Genomic DNA, 11448 nt, shown 5'->3' with positions numbered 1-11448 from the left:
GCCGCCCTGAAGCGTTCGCCCTCGAAATCCAACATTGACCATGATCGCAAGGTCGCATAATCTATGCCGCACCCGCCGTCCCAACCTTCAACTGTCTGTGGGACATTGCCGAAACTTCTGGACACAGTGCCAACTGGCTGTGCGGCGTCAATTTGCCGCTGGCGCAACGCTGCGCCCCCACATCTTTGCTTGCTGAAGTTGTCTCTTGGGAAAGCGGCTCCATCGGGGCTACGCTTGGCGGTGTTAGGTGCCATAACTGGGGCGGTTTGACAATGGTCGCGACACAACTAGTCTCCGGCACAGTTGACAATAGAGGTTACGAGCGCGTTTCATTTCTCATGCCATTTTCGCAGGAAATGAGAAGTAGGAGTACTAGCATGGAGGTCAGTCATGACTCTGCCGCGACGGTCGACTGTTGCAGCGTTGGAAATGAGGCGTCGACGCGGATTGTATCGTAGCGCCGCGTTGTATCGTAGCGCCGCGTGCGCGAGCTTCATCGGCTTGCCGTGTCGCTCCCCCGAGCGACAATCGAGTGCGCGACTAGTTCAGGGCGCGTCGGGAGCCGCTCCTCAACGTTGGTAACCGAGGCGATCAAAACCGCGTTCAACCCTTGCTTGCGCAACTGCTTGACGGAGGCCCAACTCTTGGCCGGTTCCGGCGCGTTCCGCGCGCCGTGGGTCAACATCGTGCGTAAATTAAGCTCGATCTCCCGCGTTATTCCAATGCATCCATGTTGGCCCAACCCGCCGTCGCAAATAGCTACATGAATGCTGAACGTTCGCCCTGACTTTCAACGATTTGAGATCGTCTGTTGTGCCCTGTTGTCGGGGGCTTGGAACGAGTGGCGATGGCGGAAATCTTGGCAACACCCTCCTTGACAACGTTCGCGCGATTGTGCCGACCGTCGTCTCCGATTGCCGTCGAACTACGCCGATCGATGATCATAATTTAGCTATGTCGCCGCTTCCACACCGTTGTCAACCCGTGCCTGTCAGTCTGGGGGAACAACTCTTGAACACGCGACCGAGCAAGGGCCGGTGTGCTGACCCTCGCACCAACGATTTGACTACTGATACATGGGAAGGCGTAAATTTCATTTGCGATTGGTGCCAGAAGACCGATGGATAGAGCAGAAGCGGTCCCGGTATTTTCGGACAACTTCCGTCAGCCACAACGCAATGCCCCGCGCATATGAGATTACAGACGACAGGAATGAAAGGCCTCTGTTGCCTAAGTCAGCAAACTTGCGCAAACTGACGAATTTCTTGCGGCCACACAATTTACGAGACGTGCCCACGAGAAGCACTTAGTTACTACAGATGACAGCTACACAAGCGCCGCAGTTCAAATCTGAGGGGTTGTCCGTCTCAATGGTCGTCTATCGCCCGGATATCGACCAATTGACCGCCACGCTCGCCAGTCTAGCCAAGGCAAGCGACGCACTCCGTGCCGGCCGCCCTAGCTTCCCGGTGACGCTATACCTAGTGGATAACGGGGGGTTACCTGACTGTCTCGCTGCGTTGGCGGAACTCGCATCTCACGGTGTGTCTACTACGACGATCATCGCAGGGCAGGGCAACGTGGGCTACGGCCGTGGCCATAACCTTGCGATTGAACGGAGTACCAGCCGATACCACTTGGTGCTGAACCCCGACATTGATCTCGCTCGCAACGCGCTTTGCGAAGCCTGTGATTTCTTCGAGGTGCATGCGGAGGCTGGCCTTATCACGCCGTGGATCGGGGATGAGCATGGCCATCAACTGTTCCTCTGTCGGCGATATCCCACGCTGCTCGACCTGTTCGCGCGAGGCTTCCTGCCTGCGAGGCCGAGGCAATGGTTTTCGCGTCGTCTCGCACGGTATGAGATGCGGGACAAGATCAATGCGCATGACGTCGTGTGGGACCCGCCCATCGTCAGTGGCTGTTTCATGCTGTTCCGCACGTCCGTCCTGAAGCAACTGGCGGGTTTCGACGCTCGCTACTTTCTCTATTTCGAGGACTACGATCTGAGCCTGCGCGCGCACGACGTCACGCGTGTCGTGTATGCGCCGTCGGTGCGGGTTCTGCATCACGGCGGCGGCGCGGCGCGCAAGGGCTTTGCCCACATCCGCATGTTCATCTCTTCCGCCTTCAAGTTCTTCAACCGCTTCGGCTGGAAGTGGCTATGAGTCACATACTCGTGACAGGGGCCAACGGGTTCGTCGGTCGCGCGCTGAGCCGCGTGCTACTCGACGCAGGACACACCGTCACCGGCCTCGTCCGGCGCGGCGGGCAGCTCGAGCCGGGTGTCGCCGAGTGGATCGAGCCCAGCGCGGACTTCGTGGCCATAGAAGCCGGGTGGCCGGCTTCGCTCGCTGCCGATTGCGTCGTCCACCTCGCGGCCCGCGTCCATGTGATGCACGAAGTGTCGGCAGATCCGGAAGCCGCCTTCCACGCCACGAATGTCGAAGGTGCGCTTCGCCTCGCGCGAGTTGCCTCACAGCGTGGCGTTCGCCGTTTTGTCTTTGTCAGCAGTATCAAGGCGGTTGCGGAAGCCGATAAAGGGCGACCTCTGACCGAAGACGATGCTCCGGCTCCCGAAGACCCTTACGGCCGCTCCAAACTTGCCGCCGAACAGGCGCTCGCCCGCTATGCTCGTGAGACGGGATTGGAGCTGGTGATTGTGCGCCCGCCGCTGGTGTACGGCCCCGGGGTACGCGCCAATTTCCTGCGTCTGATGCAAGGCATAGGAAAAGGCCTGCCGCTGCCCCTTGGCGCCGTCCATGGACGACGCAGCCTCGTGTACGTCGAGAACCTCGCAGACGCGCTGATGCGTTGCGCGACGGATCCGCATGCGGCGGGCCAATGCTTCCATGTTGCGGACACGGACGCGCTTACCGTCGCTGAACTGTGCCGCGCGCTGGGCCGCCACTTGCGCCAGCCGGCGCGGCTGCTCCCGATACCCGAGCGTTGGCTGCGTCTGGCCGGCCGACTGACAGGCCGTTCTGCACAGGTGGATCGGCTGGTCGGCGCATTGCGGGTGGACACGGCGCGAATCCGCTCGGTGTTGGGCTGGACACCTCCGTATTCCACCGACGAAGGACTGGCGGCCACGGCCCGCTGGTACCGCACTACACAGGGAGATCGCGAGTGCTGACGTACCTCGTCACCTTGCCGGCTTGGGCGGCTGCAGCCCTGATCGCACTCGCATCCGCTTGCGCATGTGGAGCGATTCTCTGGACCTTGCTGCGCACCGGACTCGCCTGGCGTCTTGCCACGGATGTACCCAACGACCGGTCGCTTCACAACGCGCCCACGCCGCGAGTCGGCGGGTGGGGCGTGGTCCCCGTGGGCGTCATTGCGACCTTGCTGTTGGCGCCCGCACTCTGGTTCTCCGCGCTGGGCACGGCCTTCCTCGCGGCGGTTTCCCAGATCGACGACCGCCGCGGCCTGCCCGCGCGGGTCAGGTTTGTTGCGCACGTGTTGGCCGTTGTCGGCCTGGTGTCTCTCTTCGCCGCCAACGCGCCATGGTGGGTTTTGGCAATACTTGCCTTCCTGATGTTGTGGCTGGTGAATCTTTACAATTTCATGGATGGCGCCGACGGGCTCGCCGGGGGCATGGCCTTGTTCGGCTTCGCCGGCTACGCCGTGGCCGCGCTGCTGAGCGGTCATCCGTCGCCGGAGCTGGCCTGGTCCTCCGTCGCGGTGTCCGGCGCGGCTCTAGGCTTCCTCTTTTTCAACTTTCATCCGGCCCGAATTTTTTTGGGCGATGCAGGGTCCATTTCCCTAGGCTTTCTGGCGGGGGCATTCGGCTACTGGGGTTGGCGCGGGGGCGTCTGGCCCATCTGGTTTCCCGCGATGGTGTTTGCGCCGTTCATCGCGGATGCGTCCGTGACGCTCGCACGCCGGCTCCTGCGGGGAGAAAGATTTTGGCAACCGCACCGCGAGCACTACTATCAGCGTATGGTGCGCAGTGGGGTTGGTCATGCAAGGACCGCTTTGGCGTGGTATGTCGTCATGGCAACTGGCATAATGCTTGCTGTATTTGCTCTGGGCCGCGATGCTATCGTCCAGTGGGGCATCCTCGCCGGTTGGGTGGTGGTTCTTTTTCTGGCGGGTGTGGTTGTCGATATGCGCTGGCGTCGTTTCCAATCAACACTGTCAGACGAGTAAGGATGCCGCTGATGTTAAGAAACAAGGCCACCTGGCTGTCTTTCAGCGCGTTCCTTTTCGATCTGTGCGCGGTTGCGGGATCGTGGCTCATCGCGTATCTCCTCCGTTTCAACGGCTCGATCCCGGACGACTTCCGCGTCGGCGCCGTGCGTTCCCTGCTGTGGGTACTGCCGGTCTACGGCGTGATGTTCCGCATTTTCGGCCTGTACCGCGGCATGTGGGTATTCGCCAGCTTGCCCGATCTGCTTCGAATCTCGAAAGCTGTCATCGCCGGAGCGCTCGTTGCGATGGTTGTCTCGGTATTGGTGCAACCTTCGCCCATTGTGCCGCGCTCGGTCCTCGTCGTGTCGCCCCTCTTCCTGTTCCTGGCCATGGGCGGATCGCGGGCGCTGTACCGGGCGACCAAGGAGTTCTACCTTTACGGCGGCCTTGTCGCCCAAGGCAAGCCGGTCGTCGTGCTCGGCGCGGGCAACGCGGGTGCGAGCCTCGCGCGTGAGTTGTCGCGGTCGAGTGAATGGCGGCTGGTCGGCCTGCTCGACGACGACGTGGCCAAGCACGGGCGCGAAATCTACGGTTACAAGGTTCTCGGCTCGATCAGCGAATTGCCGCGCATGGCCGAGGAGCTGAAGACCGAATACGCGATCATCGCCATCCCGTCGGCCTCTGTGGATGTTCAGCGTCGCGTTGCCACGCTCTGTGTGCGCGCCGGCGTGCGCGCGCTCGTGCTGCCGGCGTTGACCGCTGTCAGCCAAGGCCAGGCCTTCCTCTCCCGCGTCCGCCAGATCGACCTCGAAGACCTGCTCGGCCGCGACCCGGTCATGATCGACACCGACCACGTCGAAGCGCTCCTCAAAAACCGCGTCGTCATGGTCACGGGCGCGGGTGGCTCGATCGGCTCGGAGCTGTGCCGGCAGATTCTGCGCTTCGGCCCGGTTCAACTGGTCGCGTTCGACATCTCCGAGTTCTCCATCTACCGGCTCAATGAAGAGCTGTCCGACAAGTATCCGGAAGTCTCCGTGGTGCCGATCATCGGCGACGTGAAGGACTCGCTGCTGCTCGATCAGGTCATGGCGCGCTATACCCCGCACATTGTTTTTCACGCCGCGGCCTACAAGCACGTGCCGCTCATGGAAGAGGTGAACGCGTGGCAGGCCGTGCGCAACAACGTGCTCGGCACCTATCGCGTGGCGCGCGCGGCGATCCGTCACGACGTCGCGCACTTTGTGCTGATTTCCACCGACAAGGCCGTCAACCCCACTAATGTGATGGGCGCGAGCAAGCGTCTCGCGGAAATGGTGTGCTCGTCGCTTCAGCAGCAAGGCACGCGGCGCACGCAGTTCGAGACAGTGCGCTTCGGCAATGTGCTCGGCAGCGCAGGCAGCGTGATCCCGAAATTTCAGGAGCAGATCGCGCGCGGGGGGCCCGTCACGGTCACGCATCCGGAAATCACGCGTTTCTTCATGACGATTCCCGAAGCGTCGCAGCTCGTGCTGCAAGCGTCGAGCATGGGGCACGGCGGCGAAATCTTCATTCTCGACATGGGCAAACCCGTGCGCATCGCCGATCTGGCGCACGATCTGATCCGGCTATACGGCTTTACGGAAGAACAGATCCGCGTCGTCTACACGGGCTTGCGCCCCGGCGAAAAGCTCTACGAAGAACTGCTCGCCGACGACGAAACCACCACACGCACGCCGCATCCGAAGCTACGTATCGCGAAGGCGCGCGAAGTGCCCGACAGCCTGATCGACAACCTGCTGCCGTGGCTGATGCAGCACCGCGTACCGACCGACGACGAGGTCCGCCGCGATCTGCGCCGCTGGGTCGCCGAATATCAGCCGGCCACGTCGACTGCACTGCGCAGCGTACCTGCGGCGGTTACGCGGGTTTCATGAGCGAGGGCGGGCTTCGCGCCGCGCATGTCGATCTCTCCTCCGCTGAGGACGCAGCAAAACGAAAGGCGCCCTAGGCGCCTTTCGTTTTTAGTGCTTCGCCTTCCTCACCACCATCCACCGCGGCGACTTGAACCGCACAATGCTCACATAAAGCCACACGTAAGTCGCCGCAAAGACCACCACAAAGCAGAACAGATGCAGCGTGTGCCGCCAGAACAACGTCGCCGGCACCACCGCAATCAGGCAGAGCAGCCACAAATAAGGCGACGTCAGCGAATTGCGCCGCGTGAGCTCGCGAGCGGTACGCGCGCCGACTGCCCAGCGCATCAGCCGCTTATAAACCAGCATGTGCAGATGCACGCCGTCCGGAATGCCCGGCGACATGCCGCGAATGAACTTCTTGCGGTAAATGGAAAAGCACGTCTCGAAGATCGGGTACATGAAAAGCAGCACCGGATACCACGCGGACACGTCGCGATTGCGCATCACCAGCATGATCGACAGTTCCGCGAGCATGAAGCCGATGAAATACGCGCCGCCGTCGCCGAGAAAAATCAGCCCCGCCGGGAAGTTCCAGATGAAAAAGCCAAGCACCGCGCCCATCATCATGAACGACGCGGACAGCACGATCGGGTCGTGCACCTGGAAAGCCACGTAGGCGAGCGACGCGAACATCATGAATGCGACCATCGACGCGAGGCCGTTGAAGCCGTCGATGATATTGATCGCATTCGCGAGCGCCGCCACCGCGAGCACGGTCACCGCGCACGAAATCACCGCATACGAGAGCAGAAAATCCAGCGGCGGCACGCTGATGCGCGTGACCGCGATATCCAGCAGGAAATAAGCAAGCGCCGCGGCCGCCATCGTGCAGACAAGGCGCGCGAGCGGCGACACGCGCTTGGTCAGGTCTTCTACGAGACCTGAGCCGAAGGCCGGCATGCCGCATGCAATCAGCCCGAGAATGCCGCCGGACACAGCCGGATAGGCACGATGCAACTGCACGGCCGAGACGACGAGCCCGAGCAGAATGCCGGTCCCGCCGATGCGCGGCACCGGACGAACGTGGAATTTCTGCACGCCGGCGAGATCGCTGTCCGTCGAGAATTTTTCATGCAGATGCGCATAGCGCACGATCACAAGCGTGATCAGCAGTGAAACGAGAAAGCCGAGCGCAAAACTGAGCATGAAAGTGGGCCTGAACAAAGACGCCGAATTATACAAACGAAACCTTGCACGCCCGGAAAAGCGCCGCGCTCGTCAAGGTCGCGAAGCATGCCGCGAAATATCCCAGATAGTGAGGTGTGAATCGCCCGGAAACCCGCGCCGGTCATGGATTTCACCTATTTAGCGAGGCGCTTCGCACGCCGTTAAAGCGGGATGCGGCGACGTGCGGACAACGCGGGTGAACAGGCACTCGCCGCGGATCGACAAGACTGTTCCGGAGAACCCATGCTAAACAACATCACAATTCGTGGCGGCCTGACGCTGGTCATCAGCGTGTTCGTTGCTTTTTTGCTGACCGTGATCGGTGTCGGCTATGGCGCGCTGCAACTGGCCAACAGCAGTCTCGACGACACGCAGCGCAGCGCCGGGGCGCTCTCGCATCTGAAGGCGAGCTCGGAAAAGCTGCTGCAGGTGCAATTGGCGCTGGGCTCCTATCAAACGCTCTTTAGTGTCGGCAAGCAGACCGACGATCTGCTGCCGGCGGCGCACAAGGTGCTCGTCGAGTCGAACAAGGACTTCCGCAATTACATGGCCGGCCCGTTTTCGAGCGACGCTGAGAAGAAGCTCGCGCAAAACGTCGAGCAGGCGCGCAGCGCGCTCGTCGATCAGGCGATCGAGCCCGAGTTCAAGGCGCTGACAGACTTCGACTTCAACACCTTCCGCAACATTCAGGGCGAGACGGCGAACGCGTTCTACAGCACGTATTCGAAGGCAATCGACGCGCTCGAACACGCGCAGACGGAAAACCAGCACCAGCAGGCCGAGACCGCCGCGCAACGCTTCCAGATCGCGACGCTGCTCTTCGCCGCGATCGGCGCGCTCGCCATCGTGATCGGCATCGGCGCGCGCATGGCGTTGTCGGCGGCGCTCATCAAGCCGGTCAACGCCACCGTCAAGCATTTCGAGCGCATGGCCGCAGGCGATTTGACGGTCGCGATCAAGAGCCAGTCGCGCAACGAAATGGGCCAGTTGCTGAGCGCCTTGACGAAGATGCGCGACGGCCTCGTTGAAACCGTATCGCAAGTGCGCGGCAGCACGACGGCCATCACGCAGGGCGCGAACGAAATCGCCTCGGGCAACGCGGACCTGTCCGCGCGCACCGAACAGCAGGCCGCGGCGCTTCAACAGACGGCGGCGAGCATGGAACAGCTCTCGGCGACCGTGAAGCAGAACGCCGACAACGCGAAGCAGGCCAACCGGCTTGCGCACGGCGCGCTCGACACGGTCACGCGCGGCGGCAACGTCGTCTCGCGCGTCACCGAGACGATGGACGGCATCACGGAATCGTCGCGCAAGGTGACGGAGATCATCGGCATGATCGAAGGCATTGCGTTTCAGACCAACATTCTCGCGCTGAACGCAGCCGTGGAAGCCGCGCGTGCCGGCGAGCAGGGGCGCGGCTTTGCGGTGGTGGCCTCGGAAGTGCGCAGCCTCGCTCAGCGCTCGGGCGCCGCGGCGAAGGAGATCAAGGAGCTGATCGGCGATTCGGCGGCGCAGGTCGAGCAGGGCGCGTCGCTTGTCGCCGAGGCGAGCCGCACGATGAACGAGGCGATGCAATCGGTCGAGCGCGTGACCGGCATTATGGGCGAGATCGAGGCCGCAGCGCTGGAACAGAGCGACGGCATCGAGCAGGTCAACAAGGCCGTTTCGCAGATCGACGAGGTCACGCAGCACAATGCCGCGCTCGTCGAGGAAGCGGCTGCGGCGGCAAAATCACTGGAAGAACAGGCGGCCGTGTTGCGCGAAGCGGTCGCCGTGTTTCGCGTGAGCGACGGCTCGGCGCGACACGCGAGCTACGCCGTGACGCCCACGAGCGGCGTGGCGGGCGCGGCGCTCGCCATGTCCTGATCCGGCGCACCGAGGGCGCTGCGGGTCCAAACGGCACCCGCAAGCGCCGCGCGGCGGGCAGCGTCTGCCGTCAGCCTGCAAATCCGCGAGGATTCGCCGACTGCCAGCGCCAGTGGTCCGCACACATTCTTTCGATGCCGAACTCCGCGCGCCAGCCGAGCACTTCTGAGGCCGCGCGCGGATCCGCAAAGCACGACGCCACGTCGCCCGGACGGCGCGCCACGATTTCATACGGCACCGGGCGGCCCGACGCCTTCTCGAACGCCTTCACCACGTCGAGCACGCTATAGCCCTGGCCCGTTCCCAGATTGACGACGAAGCTCGCGTCGCGCTTGACGAGCGCATCGAGCGCCGCGAGATGCCCGCGCGCGAGATCGACCACGTGGATGTAATCGCGCACGCCGGTGCCGTCCGGCGTTTCATAGTCGCCGCCGAACACCCGCAGTCTTTCCAGCTTGCCGACCGCGACCTGGGCGACATACGGCATCAGGTTATTCGGAATGCCCGCCGGATCTTCGCCGATCAGCCCGCTCTCGTGCGCGCCGACCGGATTGAAATAGCGCAGCGTGGCGATGCGCCACGACGGATCGGCCACTTCGAGATCGCGCAGCACCTGCTCGGCGATCAGCTTGGACTGGCCATACGGGTTAGTCGCGGAGAGCGGAAACGATTCGTCGATGGGGGAGCTTTTCGGCACGCCGTACACCGTCGCGGACGAGCTGAACACGAACTGCTTCACGTTGCGATCGCGCATCACGCCGAGCAGCGCGAGCAGGCTGCCCACGTTGTTGCTGTAGTACTCGATAGGCTTGGCGACCGACTCGCCCACCGCCTTCAGCGCGGCAAAGTGAATGGCGCCCGTGATCGGGTGCGCGTCGAAGATGCGATTGAGCGCCGCCTGGTCGCGCGCGTCGGCCTCATAAAACGCCACCGCGCCTCCAGTGATCTGTTCGACGCGCCGCAGCGACTCGCGGTTGCTGTTCACCAGATTGTCGATTACCACGACGTCGTAGCCACCGTTCAGCAGTTCGACGCAGGTATGCGAGCCGATAAAGCCCGCGCCGCCCGTTACCAGAATCGTGCCCTTCGTGGTCATGCTGTTGCTCCGTTAAAGTAAAACGCCCGTCATTTTTTGCACCAGGTCTTTATACGTTTCGACGACGACGCGTTCGTCGAACTCCTGCGCGACTTTCTGCCGGCCGCGTTCTGCCATGGCGCGGCGCTCGGCGCCGCTCATGTCGAGCATATGCGCGAGCGCGCCTGCCAGGCTTTCTGCATTGCGCGCTTCGCAAAGCAATCCGTTGACGCCGTGCGCGACCACTTCGCGGCAGCCCGGCACGTCGGTCGCGACAATGGGGCGCCCCATTGCCGAGGCTTCCATTAGCGTGCGCGGCACGCCTTCGCGATACGACGGCAGCACGATGCAATCCGCATCGGCAATAAAAGGCCGCACGTCGTGCGCCTCGCCGAGATAGTCGATGATGCCTTCCTGTTCCCACGCCGCCACTTCGTCGCGCGTGATCGCACTCGGGTTGTCGACGCCCACCGGCCCGAGCAACTGGAAACGCGCGTGCGGGTAACGCTCGTGCAGACGCCGCGCCGCTTCCACGTATTCGCCGACGCCCTTGTCCCAGAGCAGACGGCCAATCAGCACGAACCTGAATTCCGCGCGCTCGGGCAGGGGCGTGAAGCTGAACTGCTCGAGATCGACGCCTTCGCCATGCAAAAGCCGCGCGCGCTCAGGATGCACCAACAAATTCTGTTCGACAAACGCTGCCTGATCGTCGCGATTCAGAAACCAGACTTCGCGCGGGAAACGGAACGCAAAACGATACAGTTTTTTGGCGACCTGCGCGGCACGGCTCTGCTGGATGAACACATAGCCGAGCCCCGTGGTCACGGCGACCGACTGCACGCCCGCGAGTTTCGCGGCGATCGAACCGTAGATATTCGGCTTGATCGTGTAATGAAACACTACGTGCGGGCGGATCGCGCGGTAATGGCAATACAGCGAGTACAGCGTGCGAAGATCGTCGCGCGGATTGGTACCTTTGGAAGCGACCGGCAATTCGATGCAGCGGCAACCCATGGCCGCGAGCAGCTCGAAGGTGCGGTCGCGCGGCGCGAGCACGGTCACGTCGACGCCGCGCCCCACCAGCATGCGGATCAGCCCTTGCCGATACGTATAGATTGCCCAGGCGGTGTTACACACGAGTGTAATGCGTAACGCGGGCGTCGACTTGAGGGCTGGCTTCATGCTGGAAAGCGCTTGACGGTGAATGAAAGGGCGAAGGGCGCCGCGGTTAAATGCTTCGCGCGCGGTTCA

8 protein-coding genes are annotated in these 11448 nt (G+C 62.6%); 5 read left to right on the top strand and 3 right to left on the bottom strand.

All coding sequences use genetic code 11. The annotated features are described in order from the left end of the window. Window positions 1-1319: 1319 nt before the first annotated feature. The 4 genes from HV711_RS20400 to HV711_RS20385 are packed head-to-tail and all read left to right on the top strand — an operon-like array spanning window position 1320 to window position 6047. The gene (locus HV711_RS20400) at window positions 1320-2168 is read left to right on the top strand and encodes a glycosyltransferase family 2 protein (RefSeq protein WP_035481223.1); all 849 of its coding nucleotides are present in this window, start codon (window positions 1320-1322) and stop codon (window positions 2166-2168) included. Then, a complete protein-coding gene (locus HV711_RS20395; protein WP_035481221.1) occupies window positions 2165-3136 on the top strand; it encodes a UDP-glucose 4-epimerase family protein in 972 nt (323 codons plus the stop codon). The genes HV711_RS20400 and HV711_RS20395 overlap by 4 nt, the downstream gene beginning before the upstream one ends. Beyond that, window positions 3130-4152 carry an MraY family glycosyltransferase gene (locus HV711_RS20390; protein WP_175145215.1) on the top strand — a complete coding sequence of 341 codons (1023 nt, stop codon included), beginning with the start codon at window positions 3130-3132 and terminating at the stop codon, window positions 4150-4152. Before HV711_RS20395 ends, HV711_RS20390 begins: the two co-directional genes overlap by 7 nt. Window positions 4153-4163: 11 nt before the next feature. After that, window positions 4164-6047 (top strand): polysaccharide biosynthesis protein, encoded by a 1884-nt coding sequence (locus HV711_RS20385; RefSeq protein ID WP_035481232.1) that lies wholly within the window; start codon window positions 4164-4166, stop codon window positions 6045-6047. Between the two features lie 87 nt (window positions 6048-6134). On the opposite strand, the gene HV711_RS20380 is transcribed toward HV711_RS20385, so the two are convergent. After that, window positions 6135-7235, bottom strand: coding sequence for an MraY family glycosyltransferase (locus HV711_RS20380; protein ID WP_035481219.1), 1101 nt, complete (start codon window positions 7233-7235; stop codon window positions 6135-6137). Between the two features lie 264 nt (window positions 7236-7499). Here HV711_RS20380 and HV711_RS20375 point away from each other — a divergent pair, with 264 nt between their 5' ends. Further along, window positions 7500-9122, top strand: a complete 1623-nt coding sequence (locus HV711_RS20375; RefSeq protein WP_035481217.1) for a methyl-accepting chemotaxis protein — start codon at window positions 7500-7502, stop codon at window positions 9120-9122. A gap of 70 nt (window positions 9123-9192) precedes the next feature. Here the strand turns inward: HV711_RS20375 and galE are convergent, their stop codons facing one another. Both galE and HV711_RS20365 read right to left on the bottom strand, forming a co-directional pair. Next, the gene (gene galE / locus HV711_RS20370; RefSeq protein ID WP_035481215.1) at window positions 9193-10218 is read right to left on the bottom strand and encodes a UDP-glucose 4-epimerase GalE; all 1026 of its coding nucleotides are present in this window, start codon (window positions 10216-10218) and stop codon (window positions 9193-9195) included. Between the two features lie 12 nt (window positions 10219-10230). Further along, the gene (locus tag HV711_RS20365) at window positions 10231-11379 is read right to left on the bottom strand and encodes a glycosyltransferase family 4 protein (RefSeq protein ID WP_035481213.1); all 1149 of its coding nucleotides are present in this window, start codon (window positions 11377-11379) and stop codon (window positions 10231-10233) included. Window positions 11380-11448: the final 69 nt, after the last annotated feature.

This window comes from Paraburkholderia phenoliruptrix (assembly GCF_902859825.1).
GTDB classification, from domain to species: domain Bacteria; phylum Pseudomonadota; class Gammaproteobacteria; order Burkholderiales; family Burkholderiaceae; genus Paraburkholderia; species Paraburkholderia phenoliruptrix.
Note: the sequence above shows the minus strand (reverse complement) of the source record. Positions and strands in the feature narration are given on the sequence as shown.

Excerpts from the sequence above, each read along its gene's own strand:
- HV711_RS20400 (WP_035481223.1), top strand. The coding sequence starts at position 1,320 with ATGACAGCTACACAAGCGCCGCAGTTCAAATCTGAGGGGTTGTCCGTC.
- HV711_RS20395 (WP_035481221.1), top strand. The coding sequence starts at position 2,165 with ATGAGTCACATACTCGTGACAGGGGCCAACGGGTTCGTCGGTCGCGCG.
- HV711_RS20385 (WP_035481232.1), top strand. The coding sequence starts at position 4,164 with ATGTTAAGAAACAAGGCCACCTGGCTGTCTTTCAGCGCGTTCCTTTTC.
- HV711_RS20380 (WP_035481219.1), bottom strand. The coding sequence starts at position 7,235 with ATGCTCAGTTTTGCGCTCGGCTTTCTCGTTTCACTGCTGATCACGCTT.
- HV711_RS20375 (WP_035481217.1), top strand. The coding sequence starts at position 7,500 with ATGCTAAACAACATCACAATTCGTGGCGGCCTGACGCTGGTCATCAGC.
- galE (WP_035481215.1), bottom strand. The coding sequence starts at position 10,218 with ATGACCACGAAGGGCACGATTCTGGTAACGGGCGGCGCGGGCTTTATC.
- HV711_RS20365 (WP_035481213.1), bottom strand. The coding sequence starts at position 11,379 with ATGAAGCCAGCCCTCAAGTCGACGCCCGCGTTACGCATTACACTCGTG.